12 protein-coding genes are annotated in these 18,597 nt (G+C 71.1%); 3 read left to right on the forward strand and 9 right to left on the reverse strand.

Annotated elements, in window-relative coordinates:
* Nucleotides 1-29: 29 nt before the first annotated feature.
* The 8 genes from WME89_RS09245 to WME89_RS09280 form a co-directional block, all read right to left on the reverse strand.
* Nucleotides 30-2,219 carry a TonB-dependent receptor plug domain-containing protein gene (locus WME89_RS09245; RefSeq protein ID WP_438008850.1) on the reverse strand — a complete coding sequence of 730 codons (2,190 nt, stop codon included), beginning with the start codon at nt 2,217-2,219 and terminating at the stop codon, nt 30-32.
* A 28-nt stretch (nt 2,220-2,247) separates the two neighbouring features.
* Nucleotides 2,248-5,103: a response regulator gene (locus tag WME89_RS09250; RefSeq protein ID WP_438008851.1), complete on the reverse strand. Its 2,856-nt coding sequence runs from the start codon at nt 5,101-5,103 to the stop codon at nt 2,248-2,250.
* 3 nt (nt 5,104-5,106) lie between these two features.
* Entirely contained in the window at nt 5,107-5,553 is a 447-nt protein-coding gene (locus tag WME89_RS09255) for a response regulator (protein ID WP_438008852.1), read from the reverse strand.
* Between the two features lie 39 nt (nt 5,554-5,592).
* Nucleotides 5,593-6,624, reverse strand: a complete 1,032-nt coding sequence (locus WME89_RS09260; RefSeq protein ID WP_438008853.1) for a hypothetical protein — start codon at nt 6,622-6,624, stop codon at nt 5,593-5,595.
* Nucleotides 6,621-7,388 carry a hypothetical protein gene (locus WME89_RS09265; protein WP_438008854.1) on the reverse strand — a complete coding sequence of 256 codons (768 nt, stop codon included), beginning with the start codon at nt 7,386-7,388 and terminating at the stop codon, nt 6,621-6,623. The genes WME89_RS09260 and WME89_RS09265 overlap by 4 nt, the downstream gene beginning before the upstream one ends.
* Before the next feature lie 542 nt (nt 7,389-7,930).
* Nucleotides 7,931-9,595, reverse strand: coding sequence for a glycerol-3-phosphate dehydrogenase/oxidase (locus WME89_RS09270; RefSeq protein ID WP_438008855.1), 1,665 nt, complete (start codon nt 9,593-9,595; stop codon nt 7,931-7,933).
* 147 nt (nt 9,596-9,742) lie between these two features.
* On the reverse strand, nt 9,743-11,791 hold the full coding sequence (locus WME89_RS09275) for an ABC transporter ATP-binding protein (protein ID WP_438008856.1): 2,049 nt from the start codon (nt 11,789-11,791) through the stop codon (nt 9,743-9,745).
* 260 nt (nt 11,792-12,051) lie between these two features.
* Complete coding sequence (locus WME89_RS09280; protein WP_438008857.1) at nt 12,052-12,627, reverse strand: flavodoxin family protein; 576 nt, start codon at nt 12,625-12,627, stop codon at nt 12,052-12,054.
* Between the two features lie 285 nt (nt 12,628-12,912).
* On the opposite strand from WME89_RS09280, the gene WME89_RS09285 reads away from it, so the two are divergent.
* The 3 genes from WME89_RS09285 to WME89_RS09295 all read left to right on the forward strand — a co-directional run bounded on the left by WME89_RS09285 (nt 12,913) and on the right by WME89_RS09295 (nt 17,502).
* Nucleotides 12,913-13,341 carry a response regulator gene (locus WME89_RS09285; protein ID WP_438008858.1) on the forward strand — a complete coding sequence of 143 codons (429 nt, stop codon included), beginning with the start codon at nt 12,913-12,915 and terminating at the stop codon, nt 13,339-13,341.
* Between the two features lie 259 nt (nt 13,342-13,600).
* Nucleotides 13,601-16,066, forward strand: a complete 2,466-nt coding sequence (locus tag WME89_RS09290) for a PAS domain-containing protein (protein ID WP_438008859.1) — start codon at nt 13,601-13,603, stop codon at nt 16,064-16,066.
* Nucleotides 16,054-17,502: a multicopper oxidase family protein gene (locus WME89_RS09295; protein WP_438008860.1), complete on the forward strand. Its 1,449-nt coding sequence runs from the start codon at nt 16,054-16,056 to the stop codon at nt 17,500-17,502. Before WME89_RS09290 ends, WME89_RS09295 begins: the two co-directional genes overlap by 13 nt.
* On the opposite strand, the gene WME89_RS09300 is transcribed toward WME89_RS09295, so the two are convergent.
* Entirely contained in the window at nt 17,492-18,304 is an 813-nt protein-coding gene (locus tag WME89_RS09300; RefSeq protein ID WP_438008861.1) for a hypothetical protein, read from the reverse strand. The genes WME89_RS09295 and WME89_RS09300 overlap by 11 nt on opposite strands.
* Nucleotides 18,305-18,597: the final 293 nt, after the last annotated feature.

The raw sequence follows: 18,597 nt of genomic DNA on the forward strand, positions 1-18,597 counted from the left end.
AACGACCTCCTCGACGCGATCGGCTCCAGTCAGTAGCGGTGCCGTAGCTCGAGGTAGAGCTCGCGCGGCGCCAGCGGGTACTCGAAGCCAGAGAACCCGGGGTCGGGACCGCTGGCGCCGAGGATGTTCTTGGCGCGCAGCGCGACGGTCGTCTCGTGGCCCGGGATGACCCACAGGTTGCGCGCGACGAGGCTGGCGTTCCACCAGAGGTACGTGGGCAGGTCGAAGCTGCCACCCTTCTCGAGGATGCTCGCGTCCGCCGCCCGCCGGGGGCCCACGAGGATCCCCTGCGTCGAGAGCTCCAGCGGGATGGATCTCGGCGACGGCAGCTTCACGTAGGCGCCGGCTCGAGCGATCCAGCGCGGGTAGGCGACCATCGCCGGACCGACGAGCTCCGCCTGGTACCCGACCTGGCCGGAGTCCCTGGTCGAGTACACGGTCTCGAAGGACCCGTAGCCGCCCAGGTTCTCGCCGCGCCGCAGCTCGGCGCGCGTCGCCCAGATCACGGACATCTGGGTGGCGACGTTCTGGGCCGTCTGGTTGATGCCCCGCGGGACGAACTCTGCCTTGTCGTTCAGGCGGCTGTACGAGACGCCGGTGCTCGCCGAGAACGAAGCAGCGGGCCGCCACGTCACCTCGGTGTCCAGCGTGTGGATGACCTGGGACTTCAGGTCGTCGTTCCCGATCACGTCGCCCGGCACGAGGGGCTCGGCGTACAGCAGGTACGGGGACGGCGCCTTGAAGGCGCTGCCGTACAGCAGCTTGGCCACGACCGTCTTCCCCAGGTGCGAGGTAGCGCCGAACCGGCCGGTCAGCTGATTCTCATACCTGCTGTGGTGATCGTAGCGGACTCCCCCCGTCAGCTTCAGCCATGGATCGAGCACCTTGAGGTTGGCGCTGAGCAGCGCCCCTACGTCGACCAGCTCGGCCGAGAGGCGCTCGCGCTCCGGCGAGCCAAAGGTCTGCCCCGTGTCCTTGCTCACCCGACGGAAGGAGGGGAGATCCTCCTGGTCGTAGACGGACTCCAGGTTCAGGAGCACGTTGAAGCGGTCCAGGGGAACCCACCGGAGCTCGACGTTCGCGTCGACGCCGCGGTAGGCCATGCGCCGCTCGATGTAGTACCAGCCGCCAGCGACGTCGACGCGGTCCCCCGGGAGGACGCCGCCTTGAAAGTACATCCCCTGCACCGCGAGCGCGAACTCCCGGTTCAGCTGGAGGAGCCCGTCGACCGCCACGCGGTGTTGCTGCAGGTTGACCACGGTGCCGGCTGAACGCCCCTTCGCGTCCGTTCCGCCGGTGAGCTGCGCCCATTGCGCGAAGTCGCCGCCGCGCCTGAAGGCCGACCAGTAGCCGCTGACGATGAGGTGGTGACCGTGGTCCGGATCGCGAAAGGCGAGGCGTGAGCCGAGGACGGCCGCCGACCGCCTGAGGTTCTCGGCGACGAAGCGTCCCTCGTTGTACGCCGGCTTGCGGGGGAGCGGAGACCCTTCGGGCAGCTTCAGGCCGCTTCGATCGCCGAGCTCCGCCGCGGCGGTCAACATCATATCGAAGCGGTCGGTGAACATCCCTCCCACGGCGTCGAGGCGGCCGCTCGGGTTGTCCAGCGTCAGGCCGGCGTGCGCCGTGGCGTCGACGAAGGGGATATCCTCCGGCGACAGCGTGATGATGTTGACGACGCCGAGGAACGCGTCCGCGCCATAGAGCGCCGACGCCGGGCCGCGGACGATCTCGATCTGCTTGATGGCCGACAGCGGGATCAGCTCCGTCCCGAGCCAGTTGCCGCTGGTGGTCCGGAACGCGACCGAGCGCCCGTCGATCATCACCTTGATACCGCCGCTCTCGGACCCCAGCCCGCCCGTCATGCCCTGCACGCCGGCGTTCGGCAGGATGTGGTCGTCGATCAGATAGAACCCGATGACGTGCCTGAGCACCTGGCCGACGCTCTCGTAACCCCAGCGCCGGATCTCCTCCGCGGTGATCGCCGTCACGATGGCAGGCGCGTCGTCGAGCGTCTCCAGCGTCTTCGTGGCGGTCGACACCTCGACGTCGAGCAGCCTGAGGAGGTCGACGTCCTCGAGCGCGTCGTTCCGGTGCTCGCTCCCCGTGGCCTTCGGCGCCCCCCGCGCTGTGGCGGCGGTGGGCTGAGCCCATGCGAGCCCCGGCGTCGCGGCGATCACCAGCGCGACAATCCACTTGGTTTCGAGCGAGACAAAGGTCATGCGGGTGCGATTGGTTCTGAGCCTTTGACTAGGACAAATTGCGCGCAACGCTCACTTCGGCTTCGGCTGCGAAGAGCTCCTCCCGCAGGGCGATGCTGACGGAATCGAACTCTTGCCGTAGCCGCGCCAGGTCGTCCGTCCGAGGGAGCTCGCCCTGGCCGGCCGCGTGCTGCATCTTCTCCGCCAGCTCCGCGACGCGCGACGCGCCGATCGAGAGCATGCTGCCCTTCAGCTTGTGCGCGCTCGCCTTCACCTCCGCGGTGAGGGTCTCGCGGATGGCCGCCTCCAGGCCGTCGAGCTGCGACGGGACGTTCTTCAGGACGAGCTCGATGAGCTTCCGCGAGCGCGGCACCTCGGGGTCGAGCACCGGCAGGGCCGCCGGCTGCTTGCCGTTGCTGGCGCGCGCAGAGACCGGCTCCGGCTCGTCCCGGTGCAGGACCACGTGCCGCCACAACGTCTTCTGCAGGGACTGCGGGCGCACCGGCTTGGCCAGGTAGTCGTCCATCCCCGCGGCCAGCACCCGGTCCCGCTCGCCGACGAGGGCGTGCGCCGTCAGCGCGATGATCACCGTGTGGCGATTCCTGTCGCTCTCCCACTCGCGGATCTTCTGCGTGGCCGTGTACCCGTCCATGACCGGCATCTGGCAGTCCATGAGCACGGCGACATACTGCTTCCGCTTGACGCACTCGAGCGCCTCCAGGCCATTGGCGGCGGTCTCCACGCGCAGGCCCAGCTGCTCCACCTGCTCCATCGCCACGTAGCGATTGATCTCGTTGTCGTCGACGACCAGCACGGGGAGCTTGCTCGCGATCTTGCCCGGCTCCACGCCAGGCTTGCTGACGGGCGCGGCCTTGGTGCCCGTGAGCGCGCTCTGCAGCGTGTTGTAGAGCTCGGACACGCGCAGCGGCTTCGGGAGCTGCGTGACGAGGCTGGAGTCGAGCCCGCTCAGGGCCACGCTCGAGCCCATGTGGTAGAGCGCGACCACGGGCAGCGTCTGCAGCCCAGGCACCGACTGGATGGTCCGGAGGAACTCCTCCAGGCCGAGATCGTCCATCTGGACGCCGACGACGGCGGCGCTGAACGGCCGGTTCTCGAGCTGCGCGAGCTCCAGCCGGTTGATGGCGTCTCGCCCGGACGCGGTGGACTCGGCGTCGAAGCCCCAGGCCACGAGGTGCTCCACGACGACGTCGCGCCAGCTCTTGCTGATCTCCACCACGAGCGCGCGGCGCCCGCTCGCCCACTCGGCGGACCGGATCTGCTCGCCCCCGGCCGTGACCCCGACCTTGATCGTGAACCAGAACTTGCTGCCCTGCCCCGGGGTGCTCTCGACGGCGATCTCGCCGCCCATGACCTCCACGAGGCGCTTGCTGATCGCGAGCCCGAGGCCCGTCCCGCCGTGGTTGCGGACCATCGAGCCGTCCACCTGCGTGAAGGCGGAGAAGAGCTTCTTCTGGTCGTCGGCGGCGATGCCGGGGCCGGTGTCCACGACGGCGAGCTTGATGAGCGCCGAGGTCTTGTCCTGCTGACCCCCCGAGGCGTCGATCAGCACCTCTCCGCGCTCGGTGAACTTGATCGCGTTGCCTACCAGGTTGGTGAGCACCTGGCGAAAGCGGTCGGGGTCGCCCACGACGCCCGTGGGGACGCGGCGCTCCACGCGGTACACGAGCTCGAGCCCCTTCTCGTGCGCCTGGCTCGCCATCAGCTCCGCGACCTCCTGGATGACGAGGCGCAGATCGTAGGAGACGTGCTGCGCCACGTACTTGCCGGCCTCGAGCTTCGAGAAGTCGAGGACGTCGTTGATGATCGCCATCAACGTGTTCGCGGAGGCGTCGACGGTCTCCACGTAACGCCGCATCTTGCCGTCGAGCGCCTGGTTCTGCATGAGCCGGATGACCCCGAGGATCCCGTTCATGGGAGTCCGGATCTCGTGGCTCATGTTGGCGAGGAACTCGCTCTTCAGCCGGGAGGCCTCGAGGGCCTGCTCGGTCTTGACGCGCAGCTCCTCGAACGCCTGCTCGTTCGCCTCGACCATGCTGTTGAACGCCGCGCCGAGCAGCTCGAGCTCGTCGCCGCTCGCGATCTGCACGCGCTCCCACTGCTTCAGCTGCACGCCGGTCGCCTGGTCCGACGGCGAGCTCGAGCGGAGGCCGGTGGCGATGGCCCCCGCCGCCGAGCGCAGCGCGAGCAGCGGCTCGGTGATGTGCACCGCGACCCGCTTGACGAGGAAGTAGCTGGCCGCGACGCTGCCGAGGATGAGCGCCCCGATCAGCCCGAGCGTGGTCACGAGGCGGGCGGAGGCGAGGCTCCGGGCCTGGACCATGCGCTCGACGACGCCCTTCGTGCTGATGCCGTAGATCACCGTCCCGGCGTGGGTCCCCTCGGAGACGACCGGGGCGGCGACCTCCAGGACGTCGTCGCCGCCCATCGGGTTCGCCCGCCGCCGCAGCACGGGCCGGGGGCTGTGCTCCGCGCTGATCCCGAGGGCCTGGAGGTCCTTCGCGGTGAGGGGCGGCGCGTCCTTCGCGCTGCTCGCCTGGCCGAGGCCGCTCGCCGCCCACACCCGGCCCTCCGCGTCGAAGAACAGCCCATAGGCGATGTCGTTGTTCTCCGAGACGGTCTGGTAAATGAGCGCCTTGACGTCCCCGAAGAGGTTGTCGGCCACCAGGCTGCGCAGGGCCAGCGCCTGGTTGAAGCCGAGCAGGCGGGCCTTCTCCTCGAGGCTGGCGAGGAGCTCCTGCTCGCGCTTCGCCTGGACCTCGCGATCCGCGGAGTAGATGAGGGCGCCGATCGACAGCAGCGTGGCGCCGCCGAGCAGCAGCAGCGCGCCCAGGATCAGGCGCAGCAGCTTGATGCGGAGCGACCCGTGGATGTTCGGGGTAGCCATCGCTTACCTGGGGCGCCGCGACGAGGAAGGCGGGCCAGCATTGGGATAGGGCACCGCCGCAGGCGTGCTGCTGCTCTTGGCGGCGCGCGCGGCCACCGCGCGCTCGATCGCCGGCGCCAGGGCGACGTGCAGCTTGGATTTCGAGACGATGCCGTCGGCGCCGACCTTCTCCCCGAGCGCGCTCAGCTGCTCGATGTCACAGCCGGAGACGAGGACGATCCCCAGGTTCGCGAGCTGCGCGTTCTCCCGGAGCAGCTTGGCCAGCTTGTCGCCGTTGATGGTGGGCATGTTGATGTCGAGCGCGACGGCGGTGATCCCGTCGCGCTTGATCACCGACGTCGCGCCGATCGGGGTGGCCAGCTCGAAGACGTAGAAGCCAGCCTTGACCAGCACGGCGCACATCGCTTCGCGAGCAATGTCGTCGTCATCGATCACGAGCACCCGAATCATGAGAACCTCCTCCGGGACTCCATTCCCACCGACACGCGCTCACCGACCGATGAGAAAATCAACCTGCCCGAACTGGCTGGAATCGAGGCCGAAGCGACGCGCCAGCCTCACGTCGACGAGGCGCTTCACGGAGATGGGCAGGCGGACGTCCGACGCCCGGAGCTTCCATTCGGCGTCCGCGAGCTCGTAGAGGAGATCAGAGGCCTGCACCGCGAGCGCCTGTGTGTCAGGGATGGCCGCGAACGTCCCGAACTCCGCGTGCTCGTTCACGAGCGAAGGTACGGCGACCACCACGGGCGCGCCGAGCCGACCAACATAAGGAAGCCAGACGTTGGTCAGGAACCTCGGGTTCAGCAGGCCATTGTCGTTCGGCAGCCAGATCGCGTCAACGGTGTCGCGCTGGAGGTTCACCAGCGCGGCGCGGAGGTCCTGCACACGCGGCCTGTTCGAGAGCTCTTGCCTCACGAAGGTGAGCTTCTCGACCTGCATGAGGGCTTCCTGCCGGGCGATATGGCTCGCGAAGCCCTGGCGGTACACGACGCCGATCCGACGCACATCGAGGCCCAGCGTCCGCAGCCCCACCATGGCCGTGACCGCAGGCACCTCGTAGGAGATCGCCACCGAGTTGGGGACGGTGCGCTGGAGCTCCTCGGCGAAGGACGCCATCAGGATCAGCGCGACGGGCGGCGCCGCGACGGTCCGCGCCCAGCTGCGGTACAGGAGCACGGTCGAGTTGTTGACGAGCACCACCGCCCGCGGGCGATCCCGCGCCACGATCTGCGCCATGAGCTCGGGGCTCGAGCCCTCGACGCGTATCGGCGAAATGGTGACGCGGTAGGACTCGGACAGCTCGACGCGGAGCGATTTCAGCATGTCGTCGAGCTGCGAGTCCGACGGGGCGATGATGGAGATGGCGGGCCTCCCGTCCGGAGGCGGCAGCGCCGCCAGCGGATCCGGGTCCTTCGCGGTGTGCGAGGCGGGGCCCGACGAGCAGCCCAGGGTCAACACGAGGCCCGCGAGGACGGGGGCTCGCCAGAGCAGACGGCGATAGCGGGGACGCGTCGACCTCATTTCCATTCGTCCACCCCCAGATCGGCCAGCACGGCCTTGGGGAGCTTCCGGATCGCGTTCTCGACAGGCTGGCGGTCGCTGAGGAACGTGACCGCCACGTGCCCGACCCTGGCGGTCGGGAGGCTGAGGATCGTGAAGCTCATCTTGCTCTTCGACTCGAAATCGGAGCGGAAGCGCTCCGGGAGAAGCACCGCGTCGGCCGTCTGGAACTGGAGCAGCTGCAGCAGATCTTCGACCTTCGTGACGCGCTGGACGTCTGGCGTCGCGCTCACGCCCAGGAGCCCGGCGACGAACTTCGGGAGCGCTCTGCGCTCGACCAGGTCGACCATCCCGTACCTGAGGGACGAGAGCATGTCCTTGGTCAGCGACCTCGTGGAGACCAGGAGATATTGCTCCACGTCGCTCCCCGCCCTCACGCCCTGGAGGTCGGGCGCCCGGTTGAGCGAGGCCAGGACCGGCGTTGGCGAGAGCGCCGCGTTGGGCGGGCTCGCCTCGAGCGCCGTCTTGAAATCGCTCAATTTGCCAAACACCGTGACATCGACGCCGGGCATCGACTCCTCGATCTTCTGCTCGAGGGCGCGAGCGCGGAGCGGCGTCACCGCATAGACATAGAGCGTGGCCTGGGGGCCGGCCGTGGTCGGCGGGCTGATCAGCAGGAGACAGCACCCGAGGAGCAGCGCCGCCGCGACGAGGGCCGCCGGCGCGCGCGCGGAGCGGAGCGGCCGGCCAGGCGAGCGCCGGGCCTCCTCGAGCCGGACAGGCACGGCCGTGGTGTTGTTATCAGGGCGAGATGCGCCGGACCGAGCAGCGGCAGCCAGGTGGTTGTCTCGCGGCATACACGATGAGAGAAAGCGGTGCGCGACGCGCGCTGGATACGCGAGGTGCGCCAGGGCGGCCTCGATCGCTGACCGCCTTCCCCGTGTGGAGCGCCTGCATGTCCTTTCCACCCCGCTCATGCCCTCCTGGTCATCCTGGTAGATAGCCTAGACGACCCGCAACCCTACCTGTCAAGCGCCCACGGGAGGCGCCCACGACATTCCGATCGAGCTTGGCGCACTGGGGGCGTCGGCGTGGGCCGCAACACCGGACGGCAGCTACCCTCGTCAATCGAGGGGCCAGCATCGCTCCCGCCGGTATCGCCGCACACGCGGCGCGCGCAGGTGCGCGCTTGACACGTCCGTCTGCCTGCGAGCTCGATGTCGAGCCGCGGGCCGCCCTCGTGTGGAGGTGTTCATGTCTGGCGGATTCAGCGGATAGCAAGCCCGATTGTCACGGCACATCCTGCCTTGTCGACCTACATGCTTGTCTATGGGGTGAAGTCCGAGGCGGAGTAACACTCCCGACCACAGGCGCTATCGGCGTGAGCGGTCCCGGGCGATCCCTGGAAGTACTCCTCCAGCCGCAGGTCGGCCTCGTCCCCGAACAGGATCCGGCACGCCTCGCGGAGCCCGGGCGAGCGCGCGAGCTCCTCGCGGCGGACCAGGAGCGAGATCTTCGTGCGCCGCCTGAGGAAGTCGTCGAGCTTCGCGATCATCTCGCGCCGCGCGGCGTGCGCGACCTCGCACCGCAGGTCGTCCACCCCCTCGATCAGCGCGTCGGCCATGCGCGGGTCGCGCTGGATCGCCTCGAGCAGCTCGAGCGCCTCGGCCCCGTACCGGCGCCACAGGCGCGCGCTGAGCGGCTCGGACGAGCGCGGCGGCGTCAGCGCGTCGAGCTCGAGGCGGCGCGCCTCCTCGAAGAACGCGGCGCGCGCTCGCTCGCCCGGCTCGCCGTACCAGCGCTGCGCCGGGCGGGGCAGCGCGACGCCGAGCTCCTGCACCGCGGCGCAGATCTCGTCGCCCACGTTGATGCAGTCGGTGAGCTTGCCGCCGAAGACGCTCACGTGGGCCTGCTGCCGGTCCACCTCGATGACGTGCTTGCGCGACAGCTGCAGCCAGTCCGCCGCGCCGCCGCCCTCCTGGACCGCCAGGGGGCGCACCCCGCAGCGCTCGGCGATGATGTCCGCCTCGGTCAGCGGCCGGGGCAGCCTGAGCCGCTTGTTGATGTTGGAGAGCACGAACCGGCGGTCCTCGGCGGTCACCTCGGTGTGCGGGCGCTCGACGCGGGTGTCGGTCGTGCCGATGCACGTCCTCGGCCCCATCGGGATGACGAAGAACAGCCGGCCGTCGTCCGCGAAGAACGTGAGCACGCGCCGGCTCGAGGTGAGCCGCTCGACGATGAGGTGGATGCCCTTCGAGAAGATGTGGCGGTGGCTCGTCCGCTGGCCCGTCAGCGCGTTGTGCGCGTCGACGAACGGCCCGCAGGCGTTCACGAGCACGCGCGACCGGATGGTGAGCTCCCGGCCCGACAGGACGTCTCGCGCGCGCGTGAGCCACGCGTCCCCGTCGCGCCGCGCGCCGAGCGACTCGACGTAGTTGGCGGCGCGCGCGCCGTGATCGAGCGCGGAGCGGACGAAGCCCCAGACGAAGCGCGCGTCGTTGTCGACCAGGTACGCGTCGGAGTACTCGAATCCTCCGTCGCAGCCCTCCAGGTCGATGATCGGCTCCTCCCGCGCGATCGTCCGGCGGGAGAGCAGGCGCGGGATCTTCGTGAAGAAGCTGCCGATGATCCAGTAGAGCCACGTGCCGAGGAAGAGCTTGAACAGGCCGTGGCGGAAGCCCCGCTCGTGGGCGGTGTAGAACCGGATCTCCTGCACCGTCGAGGGGTAGCTCCTGAGGAGCAGGTTCCTCGACACGCAGAGCTTCCGCACGAGCGGAAACTCGAAGCTCTCCATGTACTTGATGCCGCCCCAGGCGAGGTTCGACGACTCCTGGCTGGTGAAGCCCGCGAAGTCGCCGCGGTCGATCAGCGCGACCTTCGCCCCCTTCGCGGCGAGGGCGGCGGCCGCGACGGCGCCGTTGATCCCGGCGCCCAGGACGAGGACGTCGAACGTCCCGCGGCTCAGGCTGTCGATGTTCGTGGCCCGCAGCATCGATGGCGATCCGGCGTCAGGCGCGGCGCGCGCGCACCCGCAGCTCTATCACGTCCCGGGGCGGTCCGGGGCGCCGGGCGGGCCGGAAAGCGCGGCGTCGCGCGTCGTCGACGCCGCGTCCGTCCAGATCCGTGCAGGCTCAGCCCATCAGCCCATCAGCCCATCGTCAGCCCACAGGGCGTCGTCACCCCGGTACGACTCCGAGGGCGCCGGGGGGTGGGCGCGGCGCGGGCTGCTCCTCGGCGGCGCGCTGGCATGCCCCGGGTGCACGCCGGCGTGGCCCGTGTGCAGCAGCTGCCAGCGCGCCATCTCGGTGTAGACGCCGCCCCGCCGCAGGAGATCCGCGTGCGCGCCGCGCTCGACGACGCGGCCGCGCTCCATCACGTAGATCTCGTCGCAGTCGACGACGGTGCTGAGGCGGTGGCTCATCAGCACGATGGTCCGGTGCCCCTTCAGCGCGCGCAGCGCCTCGCCGATGGTCCGCTCGTGCTCGGCGTCGAGGCCGTCGGTCGGCTCGTCGAGCACCAGGATGGGCGCGTCCGTCAGCAGCGCGCGCGCGATCGCGATGCGCTGCCGCTGGCCGGCCGACAGGTTCAGCCCGCCGTCGGCGATCTGCGTCGCGTAGCCGTCCGGCAGCGCCTCGACGAAGCCCGCCGCCCCCGCCATCTCGGCCGCCCTGCGGATCTCGGCGTCGGTCGCGGAGGGGCGGCCGTAGGCGATGTTCTCCGCGATGGTCGCGGGCAAGAGGATGCCGTCCTGGAGGACGAGCGCGATGTGCCGGCGCAGGTCGGCCATGCGGATCGCGCGCGTGTCGATGCCGTCGAGCCGCAGCGCGCCGCGCGTCGGGTTGTGGAAGCGCGGCAGCAGGCTGAGCAGCGTGGTCTTGCCGGAGCCGACCGAGCCCACGAACGCGACCATCTTTCCCGGGCGGATCGTCGCGTCGATCCCGCGCAGCACCGGGTGGCCCGGGCGGTACTCGAACCCGACGCCCTCGAGCTCGAGCGCGCGCGGCTGCCGCGGCAGCGCGGCCGCGTCGTGCGTGTCGATCACCGCCTGGTCGCGGTCCAGCACCTCGAAGACGCGCTGCGCGCCCGCGACGCCGCCCTGCACCGCGGCGCCGGCGCCGGTCAGCTTGCAGAGCGGGTCGTAGAGCATGCCCAGGTAGCCGAGGAACGCCGTGAGCGCGCCCAGCGTCATGCCGGGGTCGCCCGCGCCCGCGCGGGCCTCGACGACGAGGTAGCCGCCGTAGCCGAGCACGAGCGCGCCGCCGAGCCCGAGGATCGAGCCCACGGTGAGCGTGTGGCGGAGCTCGTCGTGGTGGAGCCTGAGCCAGGCCTTCACGCTGTTGCCCAGCGTCGCGTGGAAGCGCGCCTCCTCGTCCGCCTCGCGCCCGAACGCCTGGACGAGCCCGATCGACGCCATCGAGCGCTGCACGGACGTCGTGAGCTCGCTCTCGACCTCCTTCGCCTCGGTGCACTTCCGGTGCAGCGCGCGCCCGAATTTGACGTTCGTGAGGAGCAGCGGCGGCACCACCGCGAGCGCGAGCAGGGTGAGCGCCGGGCTGCGCGACGCCATGATGCAGAGCATGACCGCGAGCGTCAGCGCGCTGCCCATCACCGCGACGGCCACGTTGAGGATCCCGTGGAACCCCGTGGCGTCCTGGTTGAGGCGGTAGAGCGCGTCGCCCTGCGGCTGCGCGCGGTGGTAGCCGATATGGAGCGCCTGGAGCTTCCGGTACAGGTCGCAGCGCACGCGCATGAGCCCGCCGTAGCCGATGCGGAAGTTGAGCAGGGTGCGGCCCATGCCCACGAACTCCTGCGCGACGCGGAGGACGAGCGTGATCGCCGCGAGCCCGAGGACGCGCCCGAGCAGGCTGTCCGGGAGCGGCGCGAGCAGCAGGCGATGCACGAGGTCCCCCTGGCGCGGCCCGGTCGAGATGAGGTCCACGATCACGGCGACCGGCCACACCTGGAGCAGGCTTATCGCGATGGAGACGCCGACCAGCAGGCAGAGCGCCCCGAGGCGCGCCCACTCGCCCTTGAAATAGGCGCCCACCCGGAGGAAGAACCGGAGCCGCTCCGCGCTGGCCGAGCGGCTGGGCGCGGCGAGCGTGGTCCTCGGGGAGAGCCTCGATGTCCTGCCCTCGCGCCGCGGCGGCGAAGGGCGATAGTTCTTGCGGTGAGCCGGTGCGCTCATGGGTCGCTGGGCCTTCTTCCTGTCCACGGTGGGGGCGGATCGCCCGAGGCCCGTAGGGCCCCGCCTGGCGATGCGTCCGGTTTTGACCGGTAGCGAGGTATCGGGGCCGAGGTGTAACAGCCCATCGCGGCCGCGCTCTCCGCATGCGCCACGGCGAGGCGCGCTCGTGCTGATTTGATGCTCGCTTGTCCGGGACTCCAGGGCTGGCGCGCGCCGGCGCCGTCACGGCACAGGCCGACGGATCGGCCGGGTCTCCGCGCCTACCCGTGAATCCGCCGCTCGACCAGCGCGAGCCGTCGGCCGAGCGCGCGCGCCGGGGCGAGATCGAGCCGGGCGGATGCTTCGCCCCCAGCCGCCCAGGGCGGGCCGCCGCGCTGCGCCGCGGCGCTCGCCGCATCCATCTCCGCGCGAGCGGGGGCCTGGACCAGGGCTCCCTGGCGGAGGAGGGCGGCGATCATCGCGTGGAGCGCCGCGCGCTGCGCTGCCTGGATGGGAGACGGCGAGCAGAACACACAGGCCACCTTGCCGGCGAGATCTCCCGCGAGATGAGGAGAGCCATCGAGGAAGCGCCGGAGCTCCGCGCTCATCGCGCCATAGCGCGCGGGCGAGCCGAGGGCGATGCCGTCCGCCCAGAGGAGGTCGTCGACCCGCGCCAGCGGGACGGAGGCGAGGTGTTCCCGGGTGGCACGGATCCGCTCACTCGTCCTCGCGCGGCCGTCTGGCGCCGCGAGGCCAGCGAGCTTCCGCAGCCGCACCGTCGCCCCGGCCTGCTCGGCGCCCTGCGCGACGGCGGCCGCGAGCGCGGCCGTATCGCCGTAGAGAGAATAGAAGATCACGGCCACGTTCATGGTGAGCGGGTATGCAGCCGTCGTACCGTCGCCCGCTCGCGCGGGGCGCTCCGCGCCGCCCCTGAAGAGCTCGCTTCTCGCGCCTCCCTGCGCGGCTCGTCGCGAGCGATCCCGCGGCGCGCGGCGCGCGTTTCGACCCGCGGCGCGATTCAAATTGCGCGGTGTGGAGGGAAGCCTTATGGCTCCGTCGATGGACGGGAGCGGACCGCGCGCGGGCGACATCGATGGTGTCACGCGCGGTCCCGCGCGCCGGAGCGGCGTCGGGGGAGCAGGGTGAATCGCGGCCATCCGTCCGGCTCGCCGTCGCCGCGCGCGACCGGCGGGGCCCTCGCGGAGCGCGCCCCTTCGCCGCCGAGGACGATCCTCGTCGTCGAGGACGACCCGGGCCTCATGGGCGCGCTCGTCGATGTCCTGTCGGGCGAGGGCTATGAGGTGACGACGGCCGCGAACGGCGCCGAGGCGCTGGCCAGGCTGCGCGAGGGGCCGACGCCGGCGCTCATCGTGCTCGACCTGATGACGCCCGTCATGGATGGTTATGCCTTCCGCGCAGAGCAGCTGCGCACGCCCGCGATCGCCGGCGTCCCCGTCGTCGTGTTCACGGCGGGGGCGGCGCCGCGGGCGGCGGAGCTCGGACACGTCGATATCCTGAAGAAGCCCGTCCGCCTCGGCGCGCTGCTCGACGTGATCGGGCGCTACGTCTGACGCGCCGGGCGCCTCACTCCGCCACGCTGCCGGTCTCCGGACATCCTCTGTCTCTGAAGATGCGGTGTCGTCCGTGACGTCGAGTCGGTCGACGGGCCGCCGAGGAGCGCGGGGCGGCGGCAGGGGCGCTCGGGCAGATATCGCGCTCCCGGCGCGCCCTGGTGATGAGCTCGGCTCGGGAGGCGGGGGAAATGCGCGGGCCGATGGACCTTGACGTCCAGGGATGCGTGCGCTCGTCTGTCCACACGGACATCAAGGCATGAAACCAACCTCGCCCACGCCGCTCGCCCCCGCAGAGGCCGCCATGGCCGCTGGTGGAGGCCGCCCCGCGACCTCCATCGAGGACATCTTCCCGGGCGCGAGCGAGCTGAGCGCGCGCTGCCGGGCGAAGGACTGGGGCGCGACGCGGCTCGGCCCTGTCGAGCGCTGGCCGCAGAGCCTGAAGACGGCGGTGAGCATCGTCCTCGGCTCGAGCTTTCCGATGATCGTGCTCTGGGGGCCCGAGCTCGTGCAGATCTACAACGACGGGTACCGGCTGCTCATGGGCGCCAAGCACCCGGCGGGGCTCGGGCAGGGCAACCGGGAGTGCTGGCCAGAGGTCTGGCACATCAACGAGAGCATCTATCCGCGCATCTTCAGCGGCGAGACGGTCTCCTTCGAGGAGACGATGTACCCGCTCGCGCCGCACGGCCAGGTGGAGGAGTATCACCTCACGCTCTGCTACAACCCCGTCCGCGACGAGTCGGGCGCGGTGGGCGGCGTCTTCGTGACGGTCTTCGACGTGACCCAGGAGGTGCGGACCCGGATCCAGCGCGACCGCGCCCTGGCCGAGGCCAAGGCGGAGCGCGAGCGCCTCTACGAGGTGTTCATGCAGGTGCCGGCGATCATCGCCGTGCTCGAGGGGCCGGAGCACACCTTCACCGTGGCCAACCCGCACTACATCGCGCTCGTCGGCGGGCGCGACGTGGTCGGCAAGCCGGTGCGGCAGGCGCTGCCCGAGGTCGTGGACCAGGGGTTCCTGGAGCTCCTCGACTCGGTGCGGCGCACCGGCAAGCCGTACGTGGCCCACGAGGCGCTCGTGAAGCTCGACCGCCGCGGCGACGGCACGCTGGAAGAGGTCTACCTCGACTTCATCTACCAGCCGCTGAAGGACCCGAGCGGGAGCGTCTTCGGCATCATGGCCCACGCGGTCGACACGACCGAGCAGGTCTTCGCCCGCAGGCGCGTCGAGGAGCTCGCGGCGGAGCGGGCGGCCATGCTGGGCCAGATCGCCGACGCGGTGGTGACCTTCGACAGCGAGGGCCGGATCAACTTCCTCAACGACATGGCGCGCTCCCTCTATCCGGAGCTCCGCGCCGGGGCGACGTTCGCCGAGCAAGCGGAGCGGATCTCGCTCGACCGGCTCGACGGCACGCCGTACCCGGCCGAGGAGAGCCCCGCGGCGCGGGCGCAGCGGGGCGAGCGGGTGATCGACGAGGCGTGGATCGTGCGGAGCTCTGGCGCGCCGCCGCGCCGTATCCAGGGCAGCGCCGTGCCGGTCTACGGCGACGGAGGCGGGCAGATCGGCGTGGTGCTCACCGCCCGTGACGTCACCGAGCAGCACCGCCTCCAGCGGCAGCTGGAGCTCGAGCGCAACCGGCTGAACGACGTGTTCCAGCAGGCGCCGGCGGCGATCATGGTGACGCGCGGGCCCACGCACCTCATCGAGGCCGCCAACCCCCTCTACGCGCACGTGACCGGGGATCGCCCGCTGCTCGGCAGGACGGTGCGGGAGGCGTTCCCGGACCTCATCGAGCAGGGCTTCCCGGCGCTGTACGACCAGGTGCTCGCGACGCGCGAGCCGTACATCGGCAACGAGGCCCCCGTGCGGGTGGAGCGCTTCGGGCGGGTCGAGGAGGCGTACTTCAACTTCGTCTACCAGCCGCTCATCGGCGAGGACGGCAGCGCCTTCGGCGTCATGACGCACGCGATCGAGGTCACGGACATCGTGCGCGCGCGCCAGCAGGCGGAGCAGCGGGCCGCGGAGCTCACGCGCCTCACGCAGGCGCTGGAGCAGTCGAACCGCGAGCTCGACCGGTTCGCGTACGTCACGTCGCACGACCTCAAGGCGCCGCTCCGCGGGATCGCGAGCCTGGCGCAGTGGATCCAGGAAGACGTCGGCGAGCAGCTGTCGGCCGGCTCTCACGAGCACGTGAAGCTGCTCCTCGGGCGCGTCCACCGCATGGAGGCGCTGATCGACGGCATCCTCGCCTACTCCCGGGCGGGGCGGGTGCGGGAGGCGGCCGCGCCGGTGGACACGGTGGCGATGGTGAGGGACGTGCTGGACCTCCTCGCGCCGCCGGATCACGTGCGGCTCGACGTGCAGCCGGCGCTGCCCACGCTCACGGCCGAGCGGGTGCCGCTGCAGCAGGTGTTCATGAACCTGCTCGGCAACGCCATCAAGTTCTCGACGCTGAACCGCCCCGATCCGCAAGTCCAGCTGCGCGCCCGGGACGCGGGCGACGCGTACGAGTTCACCGTCACCGACAACGGCCCTGGCATCGCGCCCGAGTACCACGAGCGCATCTGGGGCATCTTCCAGACGCTCGAGGCCCGCGACAAGGTCGAGGGGGCCGGCATCGGCCTCTCGGTCGTCAAGAAGATCGTCGAGACGCGGGGCGGGCGGGTGTGGGTCGAGTCGGCGCTCGGCGAGGGCGCCGTCTTCCGGTTCACGTGGCCGAAATAGCGACCCGGGTCGACTTCATGCAGCGCGCGAAGACGATGCTTCGTATTGGCCTCCTGCTCGCGGCCGCCGCGGCCGGCTGCGCGGGCGATCCCCCGGCGCAGCCCGAGGGGTGGGACAGCGCGGTGGCGCTGCGCCCGCCGCGAGATCTCGACGCGACGGAGGGGGTCGTCGAGGTCGAGCTGACGGCCCGCGTCGAGGAGCTCGAGCTCGTCCCCGGCAAGCGGACGCCGGCCTGGACCTACGACGGCGGCGTCCCTGGCCCGCTGCTCCGCGCCAGGGCCGGAGATCGCTTGATCGTGCACTTCCGCAACGAGCTCCCGGCGCCCACGACGGTTCACTGGCACGGCGTGCGCCTGCCGGCGTCGATGGATGGCGCGCCCGGGCACAGCCAGCCCGAGACGCCGCCGGGCGGCGGCTTCACGTACGACTTCATCGTGCCTGACGCGGGGCTCTACTGGTATCACCCGCACGTCGACTCCGCCGTTCAGGCGGGCAACGGCCTTTATGGCCCGCTGCTCGTCGAGGACCCGAGCGAGCCTGCGGCGCTCGGGGACGAGCTCGTCCTCGTGCTCAGCGATATGGGCGTGGACGAGGACGGCGCGCTCGTGGACCCGAACTCGGGCGGTAACTTTGGCACGCTGTTCGGGCGCGAGGGCGACCTCTTGCTGATCAACGGCCGCGTCAACCCGGTGATCGAGGCGCGCGCCGGGCTCAGGCAGCGGTGGCGGCTCGTCAACGCGGCCAAGACCCGTTATTACCAGCTCGTGATCGCCGATCACCGCTTCACGCGCGTCGGCGGCGACGGCGGGCTCCTGGAGCACCCCGTCCAGATGGACAGGATCGTCCTCACGCCCGGCGAGCGCGCCGACGTGCTGGTCGAGCCGCGCGGCGCGCCGGGCTCGACGCTCTCGGTGCGCTGGGTGCCCTACGACCGCGGCTATGGCGCCATCTTCGGGCGGCCGGAGGTCGAGGCCTTCCGGCTCCACCTCGCGGACGAGCCGGCGGCCGAGGACGAGCCGCTCCCCGAGGTAGCGCGGGCCATCTCGGCGCTCGACACGTCGGCGGCGAGGCGCGTCGATCTGCAGCTCACGCTGCAGGAGGGCCCGGGCGACCTCGTGATGGGCATCAACGGCGTGCCCTCGTGGGAGGCGGAGCCGCTCATGGCGGCGGTGGGCGAGACAGCGGTGTGGACGGTAGAGAACACGTTTGTGTTCGACCACCCGTTCCACCTGCACGGCTTCTTCTTCCAGGTGCTCGGCGCCGACGGGCAGCCGGCCAGGCCGCTGGAGTGGAAGGACACGGTGAACGTGCCTGTCGACGGCACGACGCGCTTCGTGGTCCGCTACGACAACCGGCCAGGAATGTGGATGTTCCATTGCCACATCCTCGACCACGCCGAGGCAGGCATGATGGGGATGCTGCGCCTCATGCCGTGACGGCGCGCGAGCCCTCGCGCCCGCCCGGGCTCGCGCCCGCGAAGACCTGGAGCGCGCCGGTGAGATCGGGGAAGACGACCGCGTCGCGCGCGGGCTCGCCGGGGCCGTAGCGCAGCCAGAGCAGCGGCCACGCGTAGGCCCGCACCGCCTGCGCCACGACGCGGCCGCCGGCGGCGAGCGCGGCGAGGCCAGCCGTCGCGCACTCGATCGTGCCGGCAAAGCGGTGGGTGTAAAAATCCGGCTCGACCACCCGGTCGGCGCCGCCGCGGTACGCTGTGCGCGTCGCGCGGGGGCGGAGGTCGAGGCAGCGCAGCGGCTCGGGGGGATCGGCCTCGCCCAGGGCGCGCTTCAGGGCGCCATCGAGCGTGAACAGCGCCGGCACGAAGGACATCTCGGGCGGGGCATAGAGCTCGCGCACCTCGATCAGGCGGTCCTGCACGTAGCGGAGGCGCACCCGCCGCACGTGGCCGTCGCCCAGGCAGGTCGCGCAGAAGATGAGCTTCGCCCCGGCGCCGCTGCACGCGGGGCAGGGCCACAGGCCGAGATCCTCGGCGAGGCGCCGGTGCGCGCGGGCCTCGAAGGCGCGCGGGAGCGGCGGCTCTCCGGCCTCGAGCTGCCCCGCGGCCTCCGGGCTGAGATCGACGACCTCGGCCCAGCCCTCGCGGCGCACGAGCGACGCGAGCACCACCAGCGCGGCCACGCGGCGCTCCTCGGCCGGCGCGCCGGGCGGCAGCGCGAGGCCCTCCGCGCGGGCGCGCCCGAGGGTCGGCAGGTACCGGGTCACGGGGTCGGACGGATCCACGGGGGCAAGGCTAGTACCTCGCCGCCCGAGTTCATCCCTTGTCGTGCGGGAGGTCTCACAGCGCTGTGCGGCCCGAGGAGCCCCTGTTGGCCTCGCGGTACGAGCAGGGATCACGCGCGAGCCCAGGTGCCTCCGCTGCTGCGGCTCATTCTGGACTGATCATTCCAGAACGGTCCTCTCAGGAGCGGGGGGCGAGCCCAGGTGCCCTCCGCTCGTGCGGCTCATTCTGGACTGATCATTCCAGAACGATCGGTCCAGAACGATCCGCAGGAGCGAGGGTCAGGTGAGCCCGG

The sequence above is a fragment of the Sorangium sp. So ce321 genome (assembly GCF_051530195.1).
Lineage (GTDB): Bacteria > Myxococcota_A > Polyangia > Polyangiales > Polyangiaceae > Sorangium.

What these genes read in the sequence shown, in the direction of transcription:
- WME89_RS09275 (WP_438008856.1), bottom strand. Translation starts at nt 11,791, where the DNA reads ATGAGCGCACCGGCTCACCGCAAGAACTATCGCCCTTCGCCGCCGCGG.
- WME89_RS09245 (WP_438008850.1), bottom strand. Translation starts at nt 2,219, where the DNA reads ATGACCTTTGTCTCGCTCGAAACCAAGTGGATTGTCGCGCTGGTGATC.
- WME89_RS09290 (WP_438008859.1), top strand. Translation starts at nt 13,601, where the DNA reads ATGAAACCAACCTCGCCCACGCCGCTCGCCCCCGCAGAGGCCGCCATG.
- WME89_RS09250 (WP_438008851.1), bottom strand. Translation starts at nt 5,103, where the DNA reads ATGGCTACCCCGAACATCCACGGGTCGCTCCGCATCAAGCTGCTGCGC.
- WME89_RS09255 (WP_438008852.1), bottom strand. Translation starts at nt 5,553, where the DNA reads ATGATTCGGGTGCTCGTGATCGATGACGACGACATTGCTCGCGAAGCG.
- WME89_RS09270 (WP_438008855.1), bottom strand. Translation starts at nt 9,595, where the DNA reads ATGCTGCGGGCCACGAACATCGACAGCCTGAGCCGCGGGACGTTCGAC.
- WME89_RS09260 (WP_438008853.1), bottom strand. Translation starts at nt 6,624, where the DNA reads ATGAGGTCGACGCGTCCCCGCTATCGCCGTCTGCTCTGGCGAGCCCCC.